General features: G+C 66.7%; 30 protein-coding genes. 19 read left to right on the top strand and 11 right to left on the bottom strand.

The window, feature by feature from the left end; all coding sequences use genetic code 11:
* Positions 1-22 precede the first annotated feature (22 nt).
* A complete protein-coding gene (locus AC3A6P_RS31215) occupies positions 23-304 on the top strand; it encodes a hypothetical protein (protein WP_487696253.1) in 282 nt (93 codons plus the stop codon).
* Positions 305-315: 11 nt separating this feature from the next.
* Here the strand turns inward: AC3A6P_RS31215 and AC3A6P_RS31220 are convergent, their stop codons facing one another.
* From AC3A6P_RS31220 to AC3A6P_RS31235, 4 genes are read right to left on the bottom strand one after another with little or no spacing between them, the layout of a single operon-like run.
* Complete coding sequence (locus tag AC3A6P_RS31220; protein ID WP_487696254.1) at positions 316-1,245, bottom strand: cation diffusion facilitator family transporter; 930 nt, start codon at positions 1,243-1,245, stop codon at positions 316-318.
* Between the two features lie 3 nt (positions 1,246-1,248).
* A complete protein-coding gene (locus tag AC3A6P_RS31225) occupies positions 1,249-1,428 on the bottom strand; it encodes a hypothetical protein (RefSeq protein ID WP_487696255.1) in 180 nt (59 codons plus the stop codon).
* Entirely contained in the window at positions 1,429-2,166 is a 738-nt protein-coding gene (locus AC3A6P_RS31230) for a GolD/DthD family dehydrogenase (protein ID WP_487696256.1), read from the bottom strand.
* Between the two features lie 41 nt (positions 2,167-2,207).
* Positions 2,208-3,128 (bottom strand): sugar-binding transcriptional regulator, encoded by a 921-nt coding sequence (locus AC3A6P_RS31235; protein WP_487696257.1) that lies wholly within the window; start codon positions 3,126-3,128, stop codon positions 2,208-2,210.
* 173 nt (positions 3,129-3,301) lie between these two features.
* Here AC3A6P_RS31235 and AC3A6P_RS31240 point away from each other — a divergent pair, with 173 nt between their 5' ends.
* The 12 genes from AC3A6P_RS31240 (at position 3,302) to AC3A6P_RS31295 (ending at position 14,504) form a co-directional block, all read left to right on the top strand.
* Positions 3,302-3,940 (top strand): SIS domain-containing protein, encoded by a 639-nt coding sequence (locus AC3A6P_RS31240; protein WP_487696258.1) that lies wholly within the window; start codon positions 3,302-3,304, stop codon positions 3,938-3,940.
* Between the two features lie 35 nt (positions 3,941-3,975).
* Entirely contained in the window at positions 3,976-5,436 is a 1,461-nt protein-coding gene (locus AC3A6P_RS31245; RefSeq protein WP_487696259.1) for a xylulokinase, read from the top strand.
* Positions 5,433-6,095 carry a ribulose phosphate epimerase gene (locus AC3A6P_RS31250; RefSeq protein ID WP_487696260.1) on the top strand — a complete coding sequence of 221 codons (663 nt, stop codon included), beginning with the start codon at positions 5,433-5,435 and terminating at the stop codon, positions 6,093-6,095. The genes AC3A6P_RS31245 and AC3A6P_RS31250 overlap by 4 nt, the downstream gene beginning before the upstream one ends.
* Entirely contained in the window at positions 6,092-7,111 is a 1,020-nt protein-coding gene (locus AC3A6P_RS31255; RefSeq protein ID WP_487696261.1) for an NAD(P)-dependent alcohol dehydrogenase, read from the top strand. Before AC3A6P_RS31250 ends, AC3A6P_RS31255 begins: the two co-directional genes overlap by 4 nt.
* A complete protein-coding gene (locus tag AC3A6P_RS31260; protein WP_487696262.1) occupies positions 7,111-7,878 on the top strand; it encodes an SDR family NAD(P)-dependent oxidoreductase in 768 nt (255 codons plus the stop codon). Before AC3A6P_RS31255 ends, AC3A6P_RS31260 begins: the two co-directional genes overlap by 1 nt.
* Positions 7,872-8,909, top strand: a complete 1,038-nt coding sequence (locus AC3A6P_RS31265) for a zinc-dependent alcohol dehydrogenase (RefSeq protein ID WP_487696263.1) — start codon at positions 7,872-7,874, stop codon at positions 8,907-8,909. Before AC3A6P_RS31260 ends, AC3A6P_RS31265 begins: the two co-directional genes overlap by 7 nt.
* Complete coding sequence (locus AC3A6P_RS31270) at positions 8,906-10,438, top strand: sugar ABC transporter ATP-binding protein (protein WP_487696264.1); 1,533 nt, start codon at positions 8,906-8,908, stop codon at positions 10,436-10,438. Before AC3A6P_RS31265 ends, AC3A6P_RS31270 begins: the two co-directional genes overlap by 4 nt.
* A complete protein-coding gene (locus tag AC3A6P_RS31275) occupies positions 10,435-11,466 on the top strand; it encodes an ABC transporter permease (RefSeq protein WP_487696265.1) in 1,032 nt (343 codons plus the stop codon). The genes AC3A6P_RS31270 and AC3A6P_RS31275 overlap by 4 nt, the downstream gene beginning before the upstream one ends.
* A gap of 50 nt (positions 11,467-11,516) precedes the next feature.
* Complete coding sequence (locus tag AC3A6P_RS31280) at positions 11,517-12,566, top strand: substrate-binding domain-containing protein (protein WP_487696266.1); 1,050 nt, start codon at positions 11,517-11,519, stop codon at positions 12,564-12,566.
* Positions 12,567-12,619: 53 nt separating this feature from the next.
* Complete coding sequence (locus AC3A6P_RS31285; RefSeq protein ID WP_487696267.1) at positions 12,620-13,669, top strand: substrate-binding domain-containing protein; 1,050 nt, start codon at positions 12,620-12,622, stop codon at positions 13,667-13,669.
* Between the two features lie 68 nt (positions 13,670-13,737).
* Positions 13,738-14,118 carry a nuclear transport factor 2 family protein gene (locus AC3A6P_RS31290; protein WP_487696268.1) on the top strand — a complete coding sequence of 127 codons (381 nt, stop codon included), beginning with the start codon at positions 13,738-13,740 and terminating at the stop codon, positions 14,116-14,118.
* 74 nt (positions 14,119-14,192) lie between these two features.
* Positions 14,193-14,504, top strand: coding sequence for a hypothetical protein (locus AC3A6P_RS31295; protein WP_487696269.1), 312 nt, complete (start codon positions 14,193-14,195; stop codon positions 14,502-14,504).
* Here the strand turns inward: AC3A6P_RS31295 and AC3A6P_RS31300 are convergent.
* Positions 14,486-14,839 (bottom strand): UBP-type zinc finger domain-containing protein, encoded by a 354-nt coding sequence (locus AC3A6P_RS31300; RefSeq protein ID WP_487696270.1) that lies wholly within the window; start codon positions 14,837-14,839, stop codon positions 14,486-14,488. The two genes, AC3A6P_RS31295 and AC3A6P_RS31300, sit on opposite strands and share 19 nt — an antisense overlap.
* Positions 14,840-14,908: 69 nt before the next feature.
* Here AC3A6P_RS31300 and AC3A6P_RS31305 point away from each other — a divergent pair, with 69 nt between their 5' ends.
* Genes AC3A6P_RS31305 through AC3A6P_RS31315 form a run of 3 tightly spaced genes read left to right on the top strand, consistent with a single transcriptional unit; the run spans position 14,909 to position 16,939 of the window.
* Positions 14,909-15,349 (top strand): SRPBCC family protein, encoded by a 441-nt coding sequence (locus AC3A6P_RS31305; RefSeq protein WP_487696271.1) that lies wholly within the window; start codon positions 14,909-14,911, stop codon positions 15,347-15,349.
* 8 nt (positions 15,350-15,357) lie between these two features.
* Positions 15,358-16,443, top strand: coding sequence for a CaiB/BaiF CoA transferase family protein (locus AC3A6P_RS31310; protein ID WP_487696272.1), 1,086 nt, complete (start codon positions 15,358-15,360; stop codon positions 16,441-16,443).
* 46 nt (positions 16,444-16,489) lie between these two features.
* Positions 16,490-16,939 carry an SRPBCC family protein gene (locus AC3A6P_RS31315; RefSeq protein ID WP_487696273.1) on the top strand — a complete coding sequence of 150 codons (450 nt, stop codon included), beginning with the start codon at positions 16,490-16,492 and terminating at the stop codon, positions 16,937-16,939.
* Here the strand turns inward: AC3A6P_RS31315 and AC3A6P_RS31320 are convergent.
* Both AC3A6P_RS31320 and cynS read right to left on the bottom strand, forming a co-directional pair.
* Positions 16,923-17,768, bottom strand: coding sequence for a formate/nitrite transporter family protein (locus AC3A6P_RS31320; protein ID WP_487696274.1), 846 nt, complete (start codon positions 17,766-17,768; stop codon positions 16,923-16,925). The two genes, AC3A6P_RS31315 and AC3A6P_RS31320, sit on opposite strands and share 17 nt — an antisense overlap.
* 14 nt (positions 17,769-17,782) lie before the next feature.
* A complete protein-coding gene (gene cynS / locus AC3A6P_RS31325) occupies positions 17,783-18,229 on the bottom strand; it encodes a cyanase (RefSeq protein WP_487696275.1) in 447 nt (148 codons plus the stop codon).
* 167 nt (positions 18,230-18,396) lie between these two features.
* Between cynS and AC3A6P_RS31330 the strand changes: the two genes are divergently transcribed.
* The 3 genes from AC3A6P_RS31330 to AC3A6P_RS31340 all read left to right on the top strand — a co-directional run bounded on the left by AC3A6P_RS31330 (position 18,397) and on the right by AC3A6P_RS31340 (position 22,137).
* Positions 18,397-19,152, top strand: a complete 756-nt coding sequence (locus tag AC3A6P_RS31330; RefSeq protein ID WP_487696276.1) for a helix-turn-helix domain-containing protein — start codon at positions 18,397-18,399, stop codon at positions 19,150-19,152.
* 18 nt (positions 19,153-19,170) lie between these two features.
* Entirely contained in the window at positions 19,171-20,085 is a 915-nt protein-coding gene (locus AC3A6P_RS31335) for an LLM class F420-dependent oxidoreductase (RefSeq protein ID WP_487696277.1), read from the top strand.
* A gap of 117 nt (positions 20,086-20,202) precedes the next feature.
* The gene (locus tag AC3A6P_RS31340) at positions 20,203-22,137 is read left to right on the top strand and encodes an HNH endonuclease signature motif containing protein (protein ID WP_487696278.1); all 1,935 of its coding nucleotides are present in this window, start codon (positions 20,203-20,205) and stop codon (positions 22,135-22,137) included.
* Between the two features lie 4 nt (positions 22,138-22,141).
* Here the strand turns inward: AC3A6P_RS31340 and AC3A6P_RS31345 are convergent, their stop codons facing one another.
* Genes AC3A6P_RS31345 through ureG form a run of 4 tightly spaced genes read right to left on the bottom strand, consistent with a single transcriptional unit; the run spans position 22,142 to position 24,696 of the window.
* The gene (locus tag AC3A6P_RS31345; protein ID WP_487696279.1) at positions 22,142-22,828 is read right to left on the bottom strand and encodes an urease accessory protein UreF; all 687 of its coding nucleotides are present in this window, start codon (positions 22,826-22,828) and stop codon (positions 22,142-22,144) included.
* Positions 22,821-23,297: an urease accessory protein UreE gene (locus AC3A6P_RS31350; protein WP_487696280.1), complete on the bottom strand. Its 477-nt coding sequence runs from the start codon at positions 23,295-23,297 to the stop codon at positions 22,821-22,823. Before AC3A6P_RS31350 ends, AC3A6P_RS31345 begins: the two co-directional genes overlap by 8 nt.
* Positions 23,294-24,082: an urease accessory protein UreD gene (locus tag AC3A6P_RS31355; protein WP_487696281.1), complete on the bottom strand. Its 789-nt coding sequence runs from the start codon at positions 24,080-24,082 to the stop codon at positions 23,294-23,296. The genes AC3A6P_RS31350 and AC3A6P_RS31355 overlap by 4 nt, the downstream gene beginning before the upstream one ends.
* Complete coding sequence (gene ureG, locus AC3A6P_RS31360; protein WP_487696282.1) at positions 24,079-24,696, bottom strand: urease accessory protein UreG; 618 nt, start codon at positions 24,694-24,696, stop codon at positions 24,079-24,081. The genes AC3A6P_RS31355 and ureG overlap by 4 nt, the downstream gene beginning before the upstream one ends.
* Positions 24,697-24,703 lie beyond the last annotated feature (7 nt).

A 24,703-nucleotide genomic window follows, 5' to 3' on the forward strand; every position in this document is an offset into this window, starting at 1 on the left:
GAACGTGACCGGAAGGTGTGCAATGAAGCGCTTGTCGATGTTCGCGGTGTCAGGTCTGGCTGCTGCCGCGCTGCTCAGCGGCTGTTCGAGCGGCGTGATCAACCAGGGTGGCGACACGAAGTGCAAGGACTTCTTGACTGCTGAGGAGAAGGACCAGAACGAGTCGGTCAGCAAGATGCTCAAGGATGAGAACGGCACCGACCCGTCGAATCTCGAGATCACCGCCACTCGTGTTGCGGCGCAAGGTTACTGCCAGATCCTGGGCAACGAGGACACCCAGATCAAAGAGGCGCCGCACGGCTGAGCCCGGTGGCGTCAGTCCTCGCTGTCGGGATCGGCGACGGTGAGCAGTGCGTCGGCCACGTAGGGATTGCGCTCCAGTTCGCGCTCTGCGGCCCGGAGCCGGCGCGCGACGTGCGATTCGACATCGTCGCCCATCAGATCGACGCTGGCCACCAGGAAGATCTGCTTGGGCCCGATGAATTCCAGCCGCAGGAAACGGACTTTCTGGACATCGGGTAGCTGTTCGAGCGTGGTGACCGCGGCGTCGTGCAGTTCCGCGGAGCCGGATTCGCCTGTCAGGAAGCGGCGATTACGGTCGATGAGCACCACGGCGATCACACCCAGTAGAACCCCCACCAGAATCGATCCGACGGCGTCGAAGGCGGCGATCCCGGTGAGCTGGTGCAACCCGATCCCGGCTGCGGCGATCACGATGCCGATCAGCGCGGCGCTGTCCTCGGCGAACACCGCGCGGGTGGTCGGATCGGAGGTGTCGAGCGCGTACTCCAGCAGATCACGATCGAATGTGCTTGCTTCCCTGCGGAGTTGCCGCACCGCCTGCAGCAGCGAGGCGCCTTCGAACACGAACGCGATGGCCAGCACGACGTAGGCCACCAGATAGTCTTCGTGACCGCCCGGCTCGTGCAACAACTCGGTGATCCCGTGCCAGATCGACACGGCCGCACCCATGACGAACAGCCCCACCGCGGCCAGCAGGGACCACACGTACGCCTCGCGGCCGTACCCCATCGGCCGGGTCCGGTCCGCAGGACGGGCGCTGCGGCGGTTGGCGATCAGCAGGAAAACCTGATTGCCGGTGTCGGCCCACGAGTGCGCCGCCTCGGCGACCATGGACGCCGACCCGGAGATCAGCGCGGCTGCCGACTTGGCGCCGGCCACAAGTAGATTCGCACCGAACGCGATCAGAACGGTGCGCGTGCTCTCCCCGGCGGGGGCGCTCACCTGTTACGTGTCTTCGGGGTCGGTCGCAGGCCCGTCGGCGGTGGCACCGCCTTCGTCGGCCCAGTCCACACGATCTCCGGCGCCTTTGCCGGGATCGCTCACCACATCGTTTTCTGCGGGGGCATCGACGTCGGCGGTACGTGTCTCGGGCTTGTCCTTGTCCATGCGGGCGGGAGTACCCAACTATTTGATGGTGTACCCGCCGTCGATCACCAGATCGGCGCCGTTGACCATGCCCGCTGCGTCGGAGGCCAGATACACCGCGGCGGCGGCGATCTCATCGGGGTAGGCGAACCGTCCGGTCGGGATCAGCTTCTTCAGCGCATCACCCTTGGGGTTGTCCCAGGCTTTGATGCCGAGGTCGGTCAACACGACGGTGGGGGAGATGCTGTTGACCCGCACACCGCGGCCGGCCCATTCTCCTGCCAGCACCTTGGTGATACCGACGACGCCGAATTTGGAGGCGCAGTAGGCGACGTGTTCGTCGATGGCGACGGTGGCGGCCTGCGAGGCCAGGTTGATGATCACCCCGCGGCCCGCGGCGAGCATGTGCTTACCGACGGCCTGGCTCATCTGGAAGGTGCCGGTGAGGTTGACGGCGATGGTGTCGTCCCAGAACTTCTGCGACAGCTCCTCGGCCGGGGCCAGCCGGGCGATGCCGGCGCTGTTGACCAGAATGTCGATCTTGCCGAAGGCCTCGACCACGGCGTCGACGGTCTGCTTGACCGACTCGGGATCGGCGACGTTGCAATGGAATCCGCGGCTGCCATCCGTCGGGTCAGCAAGGTCGGCGACGGCGATGGTGGCGCCCTTGGCGGCCAGTGCGGCGGCGATGGCGGCGCCGATACCCGAGGCGCCCCCGGTGACGACGGCGACCCGGCCGTCGAGGCGGAAGTCGAGATCTACGGCGTGCTCGGACATGTGTGTACCAATCTGTTGTTCCAGCGGTTTCTATCGACGGGTCACGCCAGGATCGCCGAGGCGATCTCGGAGTCGGTGACCATCGACTTGACCAGTCCCGACATCAGGACCGATCGGGTGGCGGCGATCTTGGCCGGCCCGGTGGCCAGCGCAATCACGGTGGGTATCGCCCGCAAGGTGGTCTCGTCGACGCCCATTCGGCGCTCGTCGAGGCCGGGTACTCGTACGCCGTCGCGGTCCAGCAGCAGCGCACACGTCTCGGCGCACACGCCGGAGCGCTCCAGCTCGCGGGTTTCCTCCGGAGTCAGCAGCTCGTAGACCTGCGACGCACCGGGGGACCAGGCGCCGACGGAGACGACGGCACAGGTGACCTTGTTGTGGCGGGCCAGGGTTTCCTGGATCTGCTGGGTACCGGTGAGGCTTTCGGCGGTTCGGGCGTCGGAGACCACCAGCGGGGCGTACATCGGCCAGGACCGTCCGCCGCTGATCTCGGTGATCCGGCGTACCAGGTCGACGCCGTTGGAGGTGAGCGTGCCCGCCATCCCGGTCAACTGCACCACGTCGGCGCGCGGCAGCGTCGTGATGTGGTCGGCGATCTTCGTCAGGGTGCGCCCACAGTCCACTCCGATGACGTCTTCGGGCCGCAGAATCGATTGCAGCAGTTGGGCCGTCGCTTTGGCGACGGCCTCGACGCGCTCTGCCGGATTGTTCTCGTCGGTCAGCACCACATAGGCGTGCTCGAGGTCGAACCGGCGCTGCAGTTCGGTCGACAACTCGACGTCGATGGAGCCCGGGTTGTGGATGGTGATCTCGACCATTCCGGAGGCCAGTGCCTCGTCGAGTTCGCGGGCCACCTTGAAGCGGGAGATCCCGAACTCCTCGGCGATCTGGATTCTGGTCCGGCCTTCGAGGTAGTACCGGCGGGCGATGACGGCGCGTTGGAACAGCTCATCCGGCCCCATAGATGCCCCTCCCTCGCAGATCGCCGTCGACTTCTGCTTCCAATCGACGCAGTTTATGCGTCGAAATTGACGCACGTCACCCGGCTCTGCTCATATGTGCATGCGTATTGACATGTGAGCATAAGCCCTGCATGATCTGGATCACAAGATCATCTGAGTATCGGAGAGATCAAATGAGCATGGACGACACAGAGTTGGCCGGGCTGGCCGGCGATGTGCTGTCCCGGGAGTCCCGGGCGCTGTCGGCGCTCGTGGGCGCCGTGGAGACGGGTGTGGTGGAGGTGGCACGTCGTGTGCTGGCCACGCCGGGCAAGGTCGTGACCACCGGGTCGGGAACCTCGGGCATCATGGCCGAGCGCCTGGCCCACCTGCTGTCGGTCTGCGGCACGCCGTCGGTCTACCTGCCCGCGATGGACGCCCTGCACGGCGGAATGGGGGCGGTCACCGGGTCGGATCTGGTGCTGGCGATCTCCAAGACGGGCCGGTCCGGTGAACTGACCAGCCTGGTCGAACGTTTTGTGCAGCGCGGCGTCGACGTCGTCGCGGTCACCGAGAACGGTCAGTCCCCGTTCGCGCTGGCGGCCACCATGGTCGTCGCTCTGCCCAACACCCCACCGGACGCCGACCCCGGCGACATGATCGCCATGGCCAGCACACTGGCCGTCGGCGCCTGGGGCGACGCGCTGTCGGTGGTGACCATGGCGATGCGTGGTCACACGTTGCAGGACGTGGTGGACAGCCACCCCGCCGGTGGGGTCGGACATCGCGGTGTGCAGCCCGGCGACGAGTCCGCCCCGGTGGTGAAAGTATGACGACCGGCTCGGGTCCCAAAGATGTTGTCTTGGGTGTGGATTCGTCAACACAGTCCTGCAAGGTCGAGGTGCGTGACGCCGACACCGGCCGACTGTTCGGCACCGGCTCCGCCCCGCATCCGCCGGCCTTCCCGCCCAGCAGTGAGCAGCACCCGATCGACTGGGTGACGGCCTTCGTCGCTGCCACCCGCGCCGCCTTGGCCAGCTGTTCGGAACCGGTTACGGTCAAGGCCATTTCGGTGGCGGCTCAGTGTCATGGCCTGGTTCTGCTGGACGCCGCGGGTCAGCCGCTGCGCGCGGCCAAACTGTGGAACGACACCACCGGGGCGCCCAATCTGGCGAAGCTGACCGAGCGCATCGGCTCACGGCGCTGGGTGCTGCGGATCGGGTCACTGCCCACCGCCGCCTTCACCATCGCCAAGCTGGCCTGGGTGGCCGACCACGAGCCACAACTGCTGGACCGGACGTCCAGCATCCTGCTGCCGCACGACTACCTGACCTACTGGCTGACCGGCGCCCGCGTCACGGATCGCTCCGACGCCTCGGGCACCGGCTATTTTGATGCCACGGCCGGTGAATGGATCACCGAGTATCTCAATCTTGCTGCCGGCGCCCGTGATTGGGCCCCGAAACTTCCGACGGTGCTGGGCCCCACGCAGGCCGCCGGTACGGTGCGCACCGCGGCTGCCGGTGAGCTGGGGCTGCCGCCCGGTGTTGTGGTGGCGCCCGGTGGCGGTGACCAGCACGCCGGTTACCTCGGCCTCGGCCTGACCGACGGCGATCAGTATTTCGGGATCGGCACCTCCGGTGTGGTGGCGACGTCGTCGCGCAGTCCGGTGTTCGATCCGACCGGCATGGTCGACGGGGTTGCCGATCTGACCGGCGGTTTCCTCCCGCTGGTCAGCACCCTCAACGCCGCGCGCGTCGGTGACCTGGCCGCGCGTTTGCTCGGTACCGATCTGGCCGGGCTCGAGCAGCTGGCGCTGGCCGCCGGAGACACCCAGGGTCCGGTGCTGGTGCCGTTCCTCGACGGTGAGCGCAAGCCCGACCGACCCGATGCGCGAGGCACTTTCGTCGACATCACCTCGCACACCACCCGCGAGGAGCTGGCCCGGGCCTTTGTCGAGGGACCGCTGCTGTCGCTGCTGAGCGGTCGCGACCATCTGCGTGCCGCCGGCGTCGAGTTCTCCAGCGGTATCACCGCTGTCGGTGGCGGAGCGCGGTCGAAGGCCACCCGTCAGCTGCTGGCCGATCTCTCCGGAGAAGAAGTGATCACCCTCGACGCCGACGAGGCCACCGCCCGTGGAGCGTGTGTGCAGGCCGCCGCGGTGGCTGCCGGTGGCGGCATCGACTCGTTGGTCGACATCGCCAAACGCTGGCAGCCGCCCGTGCTCGGTGCGGCCACTCCCCGCCGAACCGGCCGGAACATCGACGCATTGCGCGCGCGGTGGTCCGTCGTGGCGGATTCGCCACTGATCGACGGGACGGGCGCATGATGGCGACGCAGTTGCTGGCCCCGTGGCACGAGCGCTTCCCCGGACAGCTCGCCGGTTCGGTGTACGCCGCCGCCCCGGACGTCAGAATCGATGCCGCCCAGGCGCTCTCGGAGGCCGGGCTGGATGTGCACGTCGATGTGATGGCCGAGTCGGAGGGACTGCCCGCCGGTGTCAGCCTCGCCGAGCTCAACCGGATCGCCGACACCGTCGAACCGGGGCGAATCGGCGTTCACCTCATCGGGTCACCGGATTTCGTCGACACCATCCTGCAGTCGGTGCTGGCCGTGCGTCCCGGGGTGGTGTTCCTGCCGTGGGCGGCGTTTTCCGCCGAGCGCGCGGCAGCGGTCCGGGCCGCCGGGTCGCAAGCCTGGGTCGCCCTGTGGCGGGAATGGGACGGGCTCGATGACTCATCAACCCCCGAGTGGCCGTCCGCGCCGGACGGGGTGCTGGTCATGCTCATCGAACCGGGCACCAAAGACCGTTGTGCCCTGGGCCGATTGGCCGTGGTGTCCGCCTGCGCCGGCGACCTCCCGGTCGCGGTCGACGGTGGGGTCACCGAATCCGTAGCCGAACTGTGCATCACCGCTGGGGCGAGTTCGATCGTCGTCGGGCGAGCCCTGCTCGCCGGCCCGGCAGCCGTAGAAAAAGGAGCGAAATGACAACCACTGAAACCATGCGCGCCAGCGTCATGACGGGGCCGGGCAGCCTCGTCATCGAGGAGCGTCCCGTCCCGGTCCCGGGCCCCGATCAGGTGCTAGTCGAGGTCGCCGCGGTGGGTGTGTGCGGCTCGGACGTGCACTACTACCGGCACGGCCGCATCGGCGACTTCATCGTCAACGACCCGATGATCCTGGGGCACGAGCTGTCGGGCCGCATCGCCGCCGTCGGCGAGGGTGTGGACCCCGGCCGCGTCGGCCAGCGGGTCGCGGTGGAGCCGCAGCACCCCTGCCGTCGCTGCAAGCAGTGCAAGGCCGGCCGCTACAACCTGTGCCCGGAGATGAAGTTCTACGCCACCCCGCCGATCGACGGCGCGTTCTGCCGCTACGTCATCATCGACGAGGATTTCGCCTACGCCGTACCGGATTCCATGTCCGATGACGCCGCCGCGCTGCTCGAACCGCTGTCGGTGGCCATCACCACCATGCGCAAGGCGGGCATCGTTCCCGGGTCGTCCATCCTGATCGCCGGCGCCGGGCCCATCGGCGTCATCTGCGCGCAGGCCGCCCGCGCCTTCGGGGCGTCCCGCATCGTCGTCACCGATCTGGTGCCCTCGCGCCGCGAGAAGGCCCTCAAGTTCGGTGCCACCGAGGTGCTCGACCCGACCGCTGTCGACGTCTCGGCCATCGAGCCGGTGGACGCGTTCGTCGACGCCACCGGGGTGCCGGCCGCCGTCGTCAGCGGCATCAAGGCCGTCGGCCCGGCCGGACGCGTCGTGCTGGTCGGTATGGGTGCCGACGAGTACGCGCTGCCGGTCAGCCACATCGCGAACCTCGAGATCACCGTCACCGGCGTCTTCCGCTACACCGACACTTGGCCTGCGGCAATTCATCTCGTACAGTCTGGCGCCGTCGACCTCGACGCGATGGTCACCGGCCGCTACGACCTCGAACACGTCGCCGATGCCCTCGACAGTGACACCGACCCTGCCAGCCTCAAGTCGATTGTGAACCCCTGATGACACAGAAGAACCCCTTCGATCTGACCGGTCGCACCGCATTGGTGACCGGTGGCAACCAGGGCCTCGGCCGCGCCTTCGCGTTCGGGCTGGCCCAGGCCGGCGCGCAGGTGGCGATCTCCGGCCGCAGTGTCGAACGCAACGAGAAGACCGTCGCCGAAGCGGCTTCCGAAGGCCTGACGCTGCACGCCATCACCGCTGACATCACCCAGGCCGCCGATGTCGAGCGGATGACCGCGGACGCCATCTCCGCGCTCGGGCATCTCGACATCCTGGTCAACAACGCGGGTACCTGCTACCACGGCGAATCGTGGACCGTGAAGGAATCCGAGTGGGACGCCGTGTTCGACCTCAATGTCAAGGCGCTGTGGGCCTGCTCGCTGGAAGCGGGCAAGCACATGCGTGAGCGTGGCAGCGGTTCGATCATCAACATCGGCTCCATGTCGGGCATGATCGTCAACCGCCCGCAGATGCAGCCGGCCTACAACGCCTCCAAGGCTGCCGTGCACCACCTCACCAAATCGCTTGCCGCCGAATGGGGTCCGCTGGGCATCCGGGTGAACGCGCTGGCACCGGGTTACTGCAAGACCGAGATGGCCCCGGTGGACAAGCCGGAGTTCAAGCAGCACTGGATCGACGACACCCCGATGTTGCGTTACGCCCTGCCCGAGGAGATCGCGCCGTCCGTGGTGTTCCTGGCCAGTGACGCCTCGTCGTTCATCACCGGGTCGGTGCTGGTGGCTGACGGAGGCTACACGGCATGGTGAACAGGAGGATCGTCGTCAGCGCTCTCGATGACATCACCATCGAGACCGTCGACGAAGCAGTACCCGCCGCCGGTGAGGCGCGGGTGCGGACCAGCATCGTCGGCATCTGCGGTTCGGATCTGCATGCCGCGTGTGGCCGCCACCCGTTCATCGACCTGCCGTACCGTCCCGGCCACGAAGCCGTCGGCGTCGTCGACGCCGTGGGCGATGGTGTCGACGAGTCCTGGGTCGGCAAACGCGTTGTGGTGGAACCGAACCTGGCCTGTGGCCACTGCACCCAGTGCAAGGCCGGGCGCTACAACATCTGCAAGGACCTGCTGGTGCTGGGCTGCCAGACCCCTGGCGCGCTGGCCGACTCGTTCACCGTCGCCATCGACCGCCTGATCCCGCTGGCCGACGACCTCGACGACCACCACGCCATCCTGGTCGAGCCGCTGGCCACCCCGGTGCACACCGTGCGCCGCGCCGTTGAAGCGGTGGGGGATCTGAAGGACCGGCCGGTCGTGGTGATCGGCGCCGGCCCCATCGGGTTGTTCGTGCTGCTGGCGGCCCGCCATGCCGGTGCCAGGGTATTCGTCGCGGACCTGCTCGAATCCAAGCGCGCCCGTGCCGAACGACTGGGTGCCGCAGGCACATTCGATCCCGCCGAGCGCGGCGCGGTGGATACCGCGCTGGCGATGATGGGTGGTCCGGCGGCCGTCGTGATCGACTGCGTGTCCCGCGAGTCCTCGGTGGCCCAGGCCGTCGACCTGGTGGACAAGGGTGGCGCGGTGATGATCGTCGGCGTCGCCGAAGGAGCCACGCCCGTTCCGCTGGGCCTGATCCAGGATCGTGAACTGGCCCTGATCGGCAACCTGATGTTCGTCCGCGAGGACTTCAACGCCGCCATCGAACTGCTGTCCTCCGGTGCGGTGCCCATTGACGAGATCATCAGTGCCGAATTCGGAATCGAGCAGTCCGCACAGGCTTTCGCCGCATCGGCCGACCCGGAGAACGTGAAAGTGCTCGTGACGGTGGGGAGTCAACCATGACAGCGCTACTGGAATGCACCGACATCGAGAAGGGTTTCGGCGGGGTGCCGGTGCTCAAGGGCATCACCCTCAACCTGGAGCCCGGCACGGTCACCGCACTGGCCGGCGAGAACGGCGCGGGCAAGTCGACGCTGATGAAGATCATCAGCGGCCAGTACACCGCGGACCACGGCACCGTCACCGTCAAGGGGGCCGTCCTCACCGGAGGTAACACCAAGGACGCCGTGAAGCACGGGGTGGCCATCGTGCCGCAGGAGCTGGCGTCCATCGAGGACATGTCCGTGTACGAGAACCTGTTCGTGGGACGGGAGATCAAGACCGGGCCGTTCCTGAACCGCAAGGCCATGATCGACGAGGCGCGCGACGCGCTGGCGGTGTTCGGCGTGGCGATCGATCCGTCGGCGCGGATGGGCAGCCTGCCCGTCGGCCTGCGACAAATCGTGGAGATCGTCAAGGCGGCCCGCACCGGCGCTCAGGTGGTGATGCTCGACGAGCCCACCTCGGCCATCTCCGAGCGTGAGGTCGAAGGACTCTACAAGATCGTGCGCCAGCTCAAGGAGCACGGCGTGTCGATGGTGTACACCACCCACAAGATGGCCGAGATCCGGGCCATCGCCGACCGCGTGGTGGTGCTGCGCGACGGCGGCCTCATTCTGGACAAGATGATCGGCGACGTCTCCGATGACGACATCGTGACCGCCATGATCGGCCGTGAGCTCGAAGCGCTGTTCCCCGACCGGCCCGAGCCCACCGACGAGGTGGTGCTCGAGGTGAAGAACCTCGAGGTCGAAGGCGCCACCGGACCGGTGTCGTTCAACGTCCGCGCCGGCGAGATCGTCGGTCTGGCCGGCCTGGTCGGCGCGGGCCGCACCGAGCTGCTGGAGGCGATCTTCGGCGCCCGGCACACCTCGTCGGGCGAGATCCTGGTGCGCGGCAAGCTGGTCAAACGCAACGCCCCCGCCGCGGCCATCACCGAGGGCATGGCGATGGTGCCCGAGGACCGCAAGCTCTCCGGTGTGGTGCTGTCGATGAGTGTGCTCGACAACGGCTCGCTGCCGAGGCTTTCCGCCTTCTCGGTGGGCGGCTGGCTCAAGGGCAAGTCACGCACCAAGCAGATCTCCGACGTGATGAAGTCGGTGCGCCTGCGCAGCAACGGGCTGTCGCAGGAAGTGGGCACGCTGTCCGGCGGTAACCAGCAGAAGGTCGTGCTGGCGCGTTGGCTCACCGGCACCGTAAACGTGCTGTTGCTCGACGAGCCCACCCGCGGTGTCGACGTCGGCGCCCGCAGCGAGATCTACCGCATCATCACCGAATTCGCAGAACAAGGTATGGCCGTGCTCATGGCGTCCTCGGACATGCCGGAAGTCGTCGGGTTGTCCCACCGCGCATTCGTCATGCGCGGCGGTGAACTCGTCGGCGAGCTCGACCGAGACGCACTCGACCATCCCGAGGTCCAGGAGTCGGTGTTCCGGCTGGCGACCGCGCTGGAAGCCAAACCGGACACGAACAACCAGGAGGCAGCATCATGACAACCAAGGAAGAGACCACTCCGGAGTCGGGGGGCGCCACCACGGTGGCCTCACCGATCACCGGTGAACCCGTGAAGTTGTTCTCCCGGGACTGGTTGGGCGCCATGGCTTTGCGCTACGCCATGTTCATCATCCTGCTGCTGGTGATCTTCTACTTCAGCTACCGCAGTGCCCGGTTCTCCACCGTGGAAAACCTGATCACGATCCTGGTCGCCGCGGCGCCGTTCGCTCTGATCGCGTTGGGGCAGACCCTCGTGATCCTCACCGGCGGTATCGATCTGTCGGTGGGCAGCGTGATCGCGGTATCGGCCATGGCCGGTGCAGCCACGGCCAAGGCCAACCCGGGCCAGGTCTGGATGACGGTGCTGGTGGCGATGGCGGTGGGTCTCGCCGTCGGCTGCCTGAACGGCATCATGGTCTCGCGTTTGAACGTTCCACCCTTCATCGCGACACTGGGCACATTGACGGCAGGTTCCGGCGCGGCGTACGTGATCGGTGGCGGTGCCCCGATCAACGGCCTGCCCGCGGAATTCGGCTCGATCGCCAACACCAAGATCTTCGGCCTGCAGATCCCGGTGCTGCTGATGATCATCGGCATCATCGCGCTGGCCATCATCATGAAGCGGACCACCTACGGCATGCGCGTCTACGCCGTCGGCGGTAACCGCAACGCCGCTGAAATCGCCGGTATCAACGCCAAGAACGTGCTGTTCAGCGTCTACGCGCTGTCCGGTCTGCTGGCGGGGCTGTCCGGTGTCATGCTGGCCTCCCGCGTCATCTCCGGCCCGCCGAACCTCGGTCAGGGCTACGAGCTGGACGCCATCGCCGCCGTGGTCATCGGTGGTGCCAGCCTCATGGGTGGCCGCGGTTCCATCTGGGGAACTGCGTTGGGCCTGTTGATGATCCAGACCCTGAACAACGGCCTGGACATCCTCGTGGTGCCGGCCTACTGGCAGGACGTGATCAAGGGTGTCCTGATCGTCGCCGCCGTCGCCATCGACGTGTGGTCCTCCAAGCGACGAACTTGACCTGGTATTCGAAGTAAACCAACCACCAAAAGTAATGGGAGATAAGGCACATGAGACTGGGAACAAAGATGTTCGCCATTGCCTCGGCCGCTGCGCTGGGGCTCGGGTTGACGGCATGCGGGGCCGGTGACGAGGCTGCCAACAGCGACACCACCCGGATCGGCGTTTCGGTGTACGACATGAGTTCGTTCATCACCGCCGGCAAAGAGGGCATGGATCAGTACGCCAAGGACAACAACATCGAGTTGGTCTGGAACTCGGCCAACCTGGACGTGTCGACGCAGGCCAGCCAGGTCGACTCCTTCATCAACCAGGGCGTCGACGCGATCATCGTCGTTCCCGTGCAGGCCGATTCGCTGGGCCCGCAGGTTGCCTCTGCCAAGGAGAAGGGCATTCCGCTGGTTCCGGTGAACGCCGCGCTCAACAGCCCCGACGTCGCCGGCAACGTGCAGCCCGATGACGTGGCCGCCGGTGAGCAGGAAATGCAGATGATGGCCGACAAGCTCGGCGGTCGGGGCAACATCGTCGTCCTGCAGGGTCCGCTGGGCCAGTCCGGTGAGATCGACCGCACCAAGGGCATCAACAACGTGCTCGGCAAGTACCCGGACATCAAGGTGCTGGCCATGGACACCGCGAACTGGAAGCGCGATGAGGCCGTCAACAAGATGAAGAACTGGATCTCCGGCTTCGGCCCGCAGATCAACGGTGTGGTGGCCGAAAACGACGACATGGGCCTCGGCGCGCTGCAGGCGCTCAAGGAGTCGGGTCGCGCCGACGTTCCGATCGTCGGCATCGACGGCATCGAGGACGGCCTGAACGCCGTCAAGAGCGGCGAGTTCATCGGCACGTCCCTGCAGAACGGCACCGTGGAGCTCTCGGCCGGCCTGGCCGTGGCCAACGCACTCGCCAAGGGCGAAGAGGTCAACACCGAACCCGTCTACATCATGCCGGCCATCACCCAGGAGAACGTCGACGTCGCGATCGAGCACGTCGTCACCAAGCGGGCCGACTTCCTGGCCGGCCTGACCGAGCTGACCAACAAGAACCTCGAGACCGGCGATATCGCCTACGAGGGCATCCCCGGCCAGAAGGCTCCGTAGTACCCCTCTCTCACAACGTATTTCGCGACACACACCAGAAAGAAAGAGATCGAATGAAACTGTTCACCAAGATCGGCGCGATCGCTGGCGCCGGCGTGCTGGGCCTGGGCCTGACCGCCTGTGGCGCCGGTGACGAATCGGCCAACAGCGACACCACCCGCATCGGCGTCACGGTGTACAACATGAGCTCCTTCATCACCGAAGGCAAGGAGGGCATGGACACCTACGCCGAGGCCAACAACATCGAGCTGGTGTGGAACTCCGCCAACGACGATGTGTCCACCCAGGCCTCCCAGGTCGATTCGCTGATCAACCAGGGCGTCGACGCCATCATCGTGGTGCCGGTGCAGGCTGATTCGCTGGCGCCGCAGATCGCCGCGGCCAAGGAGAAGGGCATTCCGCTGCTGGCGGTCAACGCCGAGCTCAACAGCGATCAGCTGGCCGGCAGCGTGCAGCCCGACGATGTGGCCGCCGGTGAGCAGGAAATGCAGATGATGGCCGACAAGCTCGGTGGTCGCGGCAACATCGTGATCCTGCAGGGCCCACTCGGTGGCTCCGGTGAGATCAACCGCGGCAAGGGCATCGACAACGTGCTCGCCAAGTACCCGGACATCAAGGTGCTCGCCAAGGACACCGCGAACTGGAAGCGCGACGAAGCCGTCAACAAGATGAAGAACTGGATCTCGAGCTTCGGCCCGCAGATCAACGGTGTGGTGTCGCAGAACGACGACATGGGCCTCGGCGCGCTGCAGGCGCTCAAGGAAGCCGGCCGCACCGACGTTCCGATCGTCGGCATCGACGGTATCGAGGACGGCCTGAACGCCGTCAAGAGCGGTGAGTTCATCGGTACCTCGCTGCAGAACGGCACCGTGGAGCTCTCGGCCGGCCTGGCCGTGGCCCACAAGCTGGCCAAGGGCGAAGAGGTCGACACCAAGCCCGTCTACATCATGCCGGCCATCACCCAGGAGAACGTCGACGTCGCGATCCAGCACGTCGTCACCGAGCGGCAGCAGTTCCTCGACGGTCTGGTCGAGATGACCAACAAGAACCTCGAGACCGGCGATATCGCCTACGAGGGCATCCCGGGTCAGAAGCAGCCCTGACAGCCAACTGAATACCCCGCAGCGGGCCGGTCACCTTCGGGTGGCCGGCCCGTCTGGTTTAGTGAGGCATGCATCCTTTTCGTGCCGCCGTCGAAGCCGGCGATTTTGCTGCCATTCCGGCGATGTGTGCACCGGACGTCGTCTTCCGCAGCCCCATCGCGCACAAGCCTTACATCGGCCGCGACACCCTGGGCGTGATCCTGCAGGCCGTGTCGCGGGTCTTCGAGGACCTGACCTATGTGCGGGAGTTCGGCGACGACAACAACCATGCGTTGATCTTCACCGCCCGCGTCGGTGAGCTGGAGATCAACGGCTGCGATTTCCTGCACACCGGAGCGGATGGGCTGATCGACGAGTTCACGGTGATGTTGCGGCCTTTGAAGGCGGTCACTGCGTTCGCGGAGAAGATGAGTGTGGAGTTCGCCAAAGCCATGGAGGAGAACGCGTAGCGGACTACGCGTGAGTCCGTGGCCGCCGCGGCCGACGATCAACAGGTCAGTGAACGCCGGTCGAGGAGGCGGTGATGGCGACCATCGGCAGCGACCACCAGATCGTACGTCGCGAGTTGCGGGACGATGACAGTTGGCTGTTCACCGTCTGCTACACGGCCTACTTCACCGACGACGACCTGGGCAGGCGTTTCGACGACTCGGTGGCCATCCGAGAGTTGCACGGCCAGAACCGGATCGCGCAGGCTCAGCATCCGGTGACCTTCACGGCCACCAGTCCGAAGGTGTTCCGCAAGAAGCGGATCGTGGTGCGCGGGGCGGCCATCGAAGCGGTGTGCGCCGAGATCCGGCTGCATGCGTGCCCGGCTCAGCCCCTGCGCTGTTGAAGCTGCTCGTACCAGTCCGACGGCACCCGTCCGCGTGGGCCGGGCACGGTCTCGTCGGCGGGCCGGGAGTCGGGAGCGGCGAGCTTCGGTCCGTCGTAGTAGTCGTTGTCCCGGTAGTTCCAGAACCAGTCCTCACCGGGCTCGAACGACTGGATGATGGGATGGCCGGTTTCGGTCCAGTGCGCACTCGCGTGCTTCTCGGGGGAGTCGTCGCAGCAACCGATGTGTCCGCACGCGGCACACCGGCGCAGATGCACCCACCAACCCCCCACCTGGTCACACTCCAGGCATCCGGTACCGCTGGGTGGGGCGGCCGGATCGACATCGGTGCTCATGGCTGTCGAGCCTACTGTCGATCGAGGAAACGTGACCCGGTCTCGGTCCGGCTCGCTAGTCTTCCGGCCATGGCAGTCACAGATTCGCGCGAAGTGGTCATCGAGGCAACCCCCGAGCAGATCCTGGACGTCATCGCCGACGTCGAGAACACCCCGAGCTGGTCGCCGCAGTTCCAGAGCTGTGAGGTGCTGGAGTCCCACGACGACGGCCGGCCCAAGCGAGTCAAGATGAAGGTCAAGGCCGCCGGCATCACCGATGAGCAGATCATCGAGTACACCTGGTCGGACACCGGGCCCAGCTGGACGTTGATCAGCGCCGGGGCGCTCAAGTCCCAGGATGCCTCGTACACGCTGACCCCCGACGGAGACAAGACCACGGTGCGTTTCGACATCTCCGTCGACCCGTCGATCCCCATGCCGGGCTTCGTCATCAAGCGCACGATGAAAGGTGCCATGGAGACGGCCACCGACGGTCTGAAGAAACAGGTGATCAAGCTCAAGAAGGGCTGAGATAACCCGTGACTCAGGTCAATTCGGGACCGCTGTCCGGGGTCAGGGTCATCGAACTGGGCGGGATCGGGCCGGGGCCGCACGCCGCCATGGTGCTGGCCGACCTCGGTGCCGACGTGGTGCGGGTGCGGCGGCCGGGCGGGTTGACCATGCCGGCCGAGAACGTCGACCTGTTGCATCGCGGTAAGCGGATCGTCGATCTGGACGTCAAGAGCCGGCCCGAGGTGCTGTTGGAGCTGGCCGCGAAAGCCGATGTGCTGCTGGACTGTTTCCGTCCGGGTACCTGTGAGCGCCTCGGTATCGGTCCCTCCGAGTGCACGCTGGTCAATCCCCGGCTGATCTTCGCCCGGATCACCGGCTGGGGACAGGACGGCCCGATGGCACAGTCGGCCGGCCATGACATCAACTACCTGTCGCAGACGGGGGCGCTGTCGGCCATCGGTTTCGCAGACCGCCCGCCGGTGGCGCCGCTGAACCTGGTGGCCGACTTCGGCGGCGGGTCGATGCTCGTGCTGCTGGGAATCGTGGCCGCGCTCTACGAACGGGAGCGGTCCGGACGCGGACAGGTGATCGACGCGGCCATGGTGGACGGGGTCAGTGTGCTGTCCCAGATGATGTGGACCATGAAGTCGACGGGTGCGCTGAAGGATCAGCGCGAGTCCTTCCTGCTCGACGGCGGCGCCCCTTTCTACCGGGTCTACGAAACCGCTGATGGTGGGCACATGGCCGTCGGCGCCATCGAACCGCAGTTCTTCGCACAGTTGCTGGCCGGACTGGGATTCGCCGACGGCGAGGTGCCCGGGCAGTTCGAACTGGATCGGTACGACGAGATGCGGGCCGCGTTCACCGACCGCTTCGCGTCGAAGACGCGGGCCGAATGGACGGCGATCTTCGCAGGCACCGATTCCTGCGTGACGCCCGTGCTGAGCTGGACCGAAGCGGCCGGCAATGAGCATCTGCTCGCCCGCGGGACCTTGGTGGACGTCGACGGGGTGCAGCAGGCCGCAGCGGCGCCGCGGTTCTCCCGAACCCCCGCGGGACCACCGGGCTCCCCGCCGCAGGACACCACGGCACTGGACGACATCGGCTGGTAGCGCCGAATTTGCTGCGAAGACACCCGCCCGTCACTAGGTTGGAGGGGTGGCGATACGGGCTTCGCGAGAGATCGTGATCGAAGCGCCGCCGGAGGACATCCTGGCGGCGCTGGCCGATGTCGACTCCATCCCGTCATGGTCGGCGGTGCACAAGCGCGCCGAGGTGATCGACCGTTATGACGACGGCCGCCCGCACCATGTCCGGGTGGCGGTGCGGGTGCTCGGCCTGCTCGACGAGGAAGTGCTCGAATACCATTGGGGGCCAAACTGGTTGGTGTGGGATGCGGAGCGCACCTCCCAGCAGTACGCCCAGCACGTCGAGTACACCCTCCAACCCGACCGCCTCACCGAGGCCACGAATGTCCGCATCGACATCACCGTGGAACCCGCGGCCCCTATCCCGCATTTCCTGGTGAAACGAGCCAGCAAGGCGGTGCTGGACTCGGCCACCCGTGGACTGCGGGACAGGGTCCTCGGCGTCAAGCGGGTTGTTTGACCGCAGGCAGGAACTCCTTGCCGCGACTGCGTGGCGGTTGTGTCTTGCCGTGGGTGGCGTAGATGACCAGGCCCACGAACGTCAGGCCGCCCACCAGATTGCCGAGCACGGTGGGGATCTCGTTCCAAACCAGATAGTCCACGACGGTGAAGTCGCCACCGAGCAGCAGCCCCGACGGGAACAGGAACATGTTGACGATCGAGTGCTCGAACCCGAGGTAGAAGAACACCATGATCGGCATCCACATCGCAATCACCTTGCCGGGCAGGCTATCTGACATCATGGCGCCGACGACGCCGGTGGACACCATCCAGTTGCACAACACCGCACGGACGAACAGGGTCAGCATGCCCGCTGCACCGTGTTCGGCGTAACCCACCGTGCGGCCGTGACCGATCTCGCCGATGGCCTGCCCCACCGCGTCGGGGGCGACGGAGAATCCGTAGGTGAAGTAGATGGCCATCAGCACCGCGACGGTGAATGCGCCGGCGAAGTTGCCCAGGAAAACCAGGCCCCAATTGCGCAGCAGCCCACGGATTGTCACACCGGGGCGCTTGTCCAGCCACGCCAGCGGCACCAGTGTGAAGACGGCTGTGAGCAGGTCGAATCCCAGCAGGTGCAGGATGCAGAAGCCGACCGGGAACAGCACTGCTCCGAGCAGTGGTTCGCCGGTGTTGACCGTGATGGTGACGGCGAAGGCGGCGGCCAGCGCGAGGATGGCCCCGGCCATGTAGGCGCGGATCAAGGTGTCCCGCGTCGACATGAAGACCTTGGTCTCCCCGGCGTCGATGATGCGTTTGGCGAGTTCTTTCGGAGTTACGTACGACATCTGAGTTTCTCCGGTCACCACTGGTAGGGCAGGAATTTGCCGTCGATCGTCACGACCACACGGTCGCCGGCGGCATCGGCCCGGCGTTCGAAGTTCACGTTGCAGTTGATGGCGCTCATGATTCCGTCGCCGAACTCTTCGTGGATCAGCGCTTTGAAAGCGGGACCGTAGACGTTGATCAGTTCGACGAACCGGTAGATGGTGGGGTCGCTCTGCAGCGACGCATCCGCAGTCCGGTAGGGCTGACGCTGGATCGCCGCGACCGTCTCGTCGCTGAGTCCGAGCAATTCGCCCACGGCCGTTGCCTCTTTGGCGGGTACGGGATGGCTGCCCAGCAGGGCGGCGGTGGTCCAGACGAGCGGCCGGTCGATGTGGTCGGCCAGCTTCTGCCAGCTGGTGCCGGTGGCGATCCGGCGGGCTTCGATCTCTGCTGTCGCCGGCGTGGTGGGGTCGTAAGCCATGAATCTCTCCTTTACGTGGTGGTTTCCATCGGATCGCGTCGAGATGGATCGCGACAACGGCAGGACGCGCACGCCATCCGGCATTTCGCGCACGAGTGCCTCGGGTTAACCAGGGCGTTACGGCGGGGGAAACGCCGCGCAACTCGACGCTCCTAGCGTCGGATCCCATGGGGACTGTCGACGCGGAATTGCTGTCCGCTGTCGTCGACGCCGCTCCCACACCGTTGTGGGTCATCGAGGCGGACGGCACGGTGGCCTTGGCCAACAAGGCGGCCGTCAGCGTGCTCGATTACGCCTCGGTCGGTGACGTGATCGGTGCTCCGAGTCACGACACCCTGCATCAGTGGCGGCCGGACGGGTCGCGTTATGCCTCGCACAACTGTCCGATCGTCGACCACCGGGGATCGCACGTCGGTTCCCATCCCGAGTTGTTCTTCACCCGCGTCGGACGTCCGATCCCGGTCACCTGGTCCATCCGGCCTCTCGGCGACGGCGGAGCCAAGCTGTTGTCGTTCACCGACGTCACCGAGCAGATGGCGGTCCGCAAGCGTGATTTCGGAAGTGCACCGTCACGCGCGGAACTGCGGGCGCGGCTGTTGGCCCATGTCAGCCTGAGATTCCGCGATCCGGAATTCACCCCGGCGGTGCTGGCCGGTGAATCCCACCTGTCGCTTCGTCTGGTACAGCAGCTGCTGTCCGAGGACGGCCGGTCGCCGGCCACCGAGATCCGGCGCAAACGCCTGGAGCTGGCCTGCATGCTGCTGCGAAGCGGATCCACCGTGCGCCATGCCTGCCATGCCAGCGGGTTCAGCGACGCCGGCACCTTCACCAGGGCTTTCCGCCGTCAGCTCGGGCTGTCGCCCAGTGAATGGTTGCGCAAGGTTTCGAATCATCCGGAGTCTGCGGAAATAGCGTCTCTGTGACCCCGGTTGCTCCCAAGTATGCCGACTGGAGTCGTTCTCAATCTGAACCCATCCGCCGACAACGCCGTCGATGACGCGATTGCGCAGGCCAGACGCGCCTACGACGCCGGAGTGCGCCAGCTCTGGCTTGCGCAGATGGCCGACGTCGACGCGATAGCGCTGGCGGGACTGATCGGGGCTGCCATCCCCGGCTTGGGTGTCGGGACGTCCGTGGTGCCGATCAACCCCCGGCATCCGCTGCTGATCTCTGCGGCGGCCCAGACCGCTCAGGCCGCCTCTCACGGGCAGTTCAGTCTCGGGCTCGGTCTCGGAGCGCCCGATGTGGAGAAGGCGGTGTTCGGGACCGCGTGGTCCAACACCGTCACGCGGTTGCGCGAACACCTCACCGTGCTGCGGTCCGTGTTCAACACCGGCGCCGTGGACTTCCAGGGCAGTGAGATCGCCTCGAGCCCGCAGTGGCCGGTGTCCGTGGCCGGCGGCACCCCGATCCCCATCTACGTGGCCGCCATGGGGCCCAAGGCTCTGCAGGTCACCGACGAGCTGGCGGACGGCACGCTGCCGTATCTGGCGGGGCCGCGCACCGTGGGTGAGTTCATCGTGCCCACCATCAATGCCGCCGCCGCCGCTGCCGGCCGCCCGACTCCCCGGGTCATAGCGATGGTGCCCGTTCTGGTGACCGATGACGTCTCGGCCGGACGAGCCTGGGCGGCAGAGCAATTGGCCTTCTACGAGACCATTCCGTCCTATCAGAAGGTGATCGCACGGGAGGGTGTTGACCGGGCCGCCGATCTGGCGGCGATCGGGACCGCTGAGGAGGTGACGCGCCAGTTGCGGCGTTATCTGGACGCCGGCGCCACCGATATCGCGGTGAGTCCGCTGCGGCGTGAGTCTGGTGATGCCGAGGCGAACTGGGCGGTGGTCGCCGGGTTGTAGTGCGGGGGTGCCCGCCTGGGAGCGACTTTTAAGCGACGTGAAAGTGGTTCCGCTGCTTGTGTTCTGACCGTTTCCGCCGCGCCCGTTTTTGTCGGACCCGGTCGGTATGGTCGGGTCATGTTCCCCCAGTTGCCGACGATGATCGACGAGTTGCGAGGTGGCAGTGCTGCCGCCCCGGTCGTCGATGCCGCGGTGAGCTGGGCTCGGGTGGCCGCCGCCGCGGAAGCACAGCGGTTGGCGGCGCTGGCCGAGTGGGCAGCGGTGTTCCTGGCCGACGCCGCCGAGGACGAGGACGCCGGTTTGTGTGCCGTGGACGCCGAAGACGATGTGGTGGCCCAGATGGGGATCGCGTTCGGCATCTCGGCGCGCTGGGCGTTCAACGATCTGCAGGTCGGCGCGGCGATGCGGGAACGCTTCCCCCAACTCGCCGCCCTGTTCCACCGCGGGGAGATCTCCGCGCGGGTGATGTGCACCGTGGTGGAACGCACGTTCTTGGTGGTCGACGAGCAGGCTCTGGCTGCCATCGATTCCGCGTGCGTCGAGGCGGCCACCACGTGCGGGTGGAGCGGCCTGTCGTACTACAAACTGAAAAACGCCGTCGATGTCTGGGTCGAACGCTTCGACCCCGACGCGGTGCGGCGGGTCCGCAACACCGTCCGCGGGCGCGGGGTCACCGTGGAGCACACCGACGACAAGGCCGGCATCACCACCCTCACGATGCGGTTGACCAAACCCGGCGGCGCCCTGCTGATGGGCAAACTGCGCACCATGGCCAAAGCGGTGTGCCCCAATGATCCCCGCACGCTGGACCAGCGGCTCGCCGATGCCGCCGAAGCTTTGGGCGCTGATGCCGATCACCTGAAATGCCTGTGCGGTTCCGAGGTCTGCCCCGCGGCCGCCGAGGACGGGGTGGCCTCGCGGTTCGTGGTGCACATCTACGCCGACGCCCCTGCGCTGGACGGTGACCCCGATCCGCTGATCCACGGCGAAGGCGTGTTCCCCACCGGCCCCACCAACGTCACCATCACATACCCCACCAAGGACACCAAGCCTGCTGTCAGCAAGCCCGAGGACGCAGCCGCTGCGGAGCCCGACGCCGAGGCTGAGGTGGGCGACAAGACCGCGGCTGCGGAAGTCGACCAGTTCGACCCGGACCAGGAGCCGCCGTCGTCGGCTCCGCGGCACTGCCCGGCTCCTGCCGACCGAGAAGCCGAGCTACCGACGGGCGAGGAGCCCGAGCTAGTGGCGGCCGAGGCGGCTACCTCGGACGCCGCTACCGCCGGCGAAACCACTCACGCAGGCGCGGTGGTCGCCGAGCCTGGTGAGGCCGAGTCAGAGCCCGCGGCCCCAACAGCTCCCAAGACGGGCACGGCGCCGGGGTTCATCCCCGGCTACGGGGTGGTGCCGAATGCGTTGATCGCGGCCCTGATCACCGCCGGCGCAAAGATCCGCCACATCAAGACGCCTGCGGTCGATCCGACCGAGAGCTACCGCATCCGCGCCGCGGACCGCGAATTCGTACAAGCCCGCGACCTGACCTGCCGGGTCCCGGGCTGCGACCGCCCCATCCGCGACGCCGACCTCGACCACACCATCCCCTGGGGTGACGGCGGGCCCACCCATGCCTCCAACCTCAAGGGCCACTGCCGCCATCACCACCTGATCAAGACATTCCGCGACGGCTGGTCCGAAGTCCAACAGCCAGATGGCACCGTCCTCTTCACCACCCCCACCGGTCACACCTACACCAGCATCCCGCTGAGTCGCATCCTGTTCCCGGGCGTGAACACCAGCTCGGCGCCGGTGCAGCGGGGCAGCCCGAGAAAAGAAGCGGCCGCCGACAAGTCGGTGAAGATGCCGAAACGAAAACGCAGTAAGGCCAAAGACCGCGCCTACCGCATCGCCGCAGAGCGCGCACTCAACGCTGCCCACCGCGCCAGCGGTGGCACCCCCACCCACCGCGCGGCCACCCCCAAAGACGACTGGGGCTACCGCCTCTTCTTCGAGGAGCGTACCCACCTCGCCGACTCCGATGAGCCACCGCCATTCTGACGGGTCAGCTGGCGAACAGTCGCTGCGATCGGGCCTCGTGACGCATACCGGCGATCTCGAGCTGAATTGTGGTGCTGGTGATTTCGGAGATCGGTCGTGCGCACGCCTCGGCAGCGAGAGTGACTACGGCATCAACCTTGCGGACCTGGATGCGCTGCGCCTCCAGCGGCCCCAGTCGACCCAACCGCACAGCGGCGCTCAGCACCGACGACAACGCCGACCGCAGCGAACCCAGCACGGCGGTATGCACTTCGACGCCGATCTGAGCCTGCACCGCCCCCTCCACCACCGCGAGATTCCCGGCGGTCGAGCCACTGACCACCGCAGCGAGATACCCGTCGGCGGTACACAACCCGACCTGTTGCGCCGTCACCGCCAACTGCACGCCAGCAGATTCAGACGCTGCGCGGGCATTGCCGGACAACTTGTACGACGACAGCAACCCATCGAGATCACACAGCGACACCAGCGCGGGAGCGGCGCGCCACGCCGCCGCCGTCACCGTGGCATCGAGGGAAGCGACCCCGTAGGACAGGTAGTCCAGCGCAGCCGCTTCGATCTCGGCAGCGCCCGCAGAGGGGCGCTGCGCCAGCCATTCCTCGAAGCCGTTGCTGTGCACCATCCGGCCGGCGGGAAACGCGCTGTCGTGCAGTTGCATCCACAGCGCGAGTGCAGCCGGGCGGTCAGTCATGGGAGTGGGAGTGGCCGGCCGAGGTCCGCGACCAACCACGGGCGGCCAGTGGCACATCGGCGACCTTGCCGGTGACGCCGAGGTCGGCCAGAAGATGCTCGGCGGCATGGGCACTGGTGAACAACGGCGCAGCCACCGAGTCGCGATCGATGTCGACCGGCGCGTGCTGATTGCCCAGCACATAACCCAGCAGCAGCATGCTGCGTGGGTCGTTCTGGTCGAACCGTACGGTGACAGCGGGCTCGGCGGGCCGGCGGACCACCACCACCTGATCACCGTCGTCGGCAATCACCGCGCCATCAACCAGAAAGGTGCCGCGCGGCATCAGAATCCGGACCTGCAGACCGCTGTCGGCGGTGACCAGCTGGCGTGGCTTGGCGGCGTCACCCCAGCCGATGTCGACGTGATGCCTACGTCGGCCGGCGAACTGAGGGTCGTCGATGGCGCCCAGGATGGCTTCAGCGTTCACGGCACAACCCTTTCTCGGACGGCGTTGAGCAGCATCTGCTGCGTGCGGTGCAGATCCGGTGCGTGATCGGTGGTGATCCGGGCCAGCACGCCAACGGCAGTGGGCAACTCGCTGGCGCCGCCGTGAACCGGAGCCCCGGAAAGTACACCGCGGACGTCGTCGAGCAGCGCGGCGGTGTCGGCGGACGGCGCAACCACCATCAACGTTGCCAGGTAATCGGCGTCCACCAGCCGCGCCGCCGACGGTGGTTCGAGCATCACGAGGTCACGGGCGACGGTCCGTCCGGATACCGACACCCGGACCGTGCTGTCGTAACTGCGGTAGCGGAACCGCTCACCATGGCCGATCCGGCCCGCCGCCAACGCCTCCCACCCCAGATAACATCCCCGCGCATCGACGCCGACATCCATCAGCTGTGTGAAGCGCGAACCGGTATGGGGGATGAGCGTTTTCGGCAGATACTCGAGCACGGCATCCCCGTCGACACGGAACTCGATCCGGTGGCGCGAGCCGAGTCCGCGCCCGGCGAACACCTGGGTGGCGGCCTGGGTGGTCATCCGCAGGTGAGATCCGGATTCGGCGTGCACGGTGGTGGTCAGGTCGTCGTCGGAGAAGGTGCCACCGCTGGGGCTCTGCACGCAGACCATCGCCGCGTCCGGGAACGCCTCATCGTGGTACAGCGGCGCCGTCATCCGCTGCGGGTACCGCTGCTGCATCTCGGCGGCACGGGTGCGCCCGGTCCCGTCCACGACCACCCGCAGCGCGAGTGTGCCGGCGGCGATCATCGTGTGGCCGGTTCCAGCATCGCGCCCGTCAGCAGCTGTGTCACCACATCCTGAAGGCCCTGGCCTGAGCGTAGATCGGTGAACACCGTCGGCTTGACGGGCCGGACCACGGCACAGTCGGCCCGCATCCGGTCGAGGTCGGCGCCGACCATCGGGGCGAGGTCGATCTTGTTGACCACCAGCAGGTCTGCCTGGAGCAGCCCGATCCCGTTCTTGCGGGGGATGTCGTCACCGGCGCCGGTGTCGATGACGAAGATCCAGAAATCCACCAGATCGGAGGTGAAGGTGGCGGCCAGATTGTCGCCGCCGGATTCCACCAAGATCAGGTCCAGGTCGTCGAACTGTGCACACAGCCGGTGAATGGCAGCAAGATTCGCCGACGGGTCCTCGCGGATCGCGGTGTGTGGGCAGGCGCCGGTCTCCACGGCCAACACCCGGGCGGGATCGATGACGCCGCTGCGCCGGACGCGCTGGGCATCCTCGTCGGTCACCAAATCATTGGTGATCACCGCGACGCTGAACCCCGCCGTCGTCAGTTCGGGGACCAGGGACTCGACGAGCCGGGTCTTGCCGGAACCGACGGGTCCGCCGATGCCGATGCGTATCACAGACATGAGAACT

Source organism: Mycobacterium sp. Soil_C_30 (assembly GCF_057656995.1).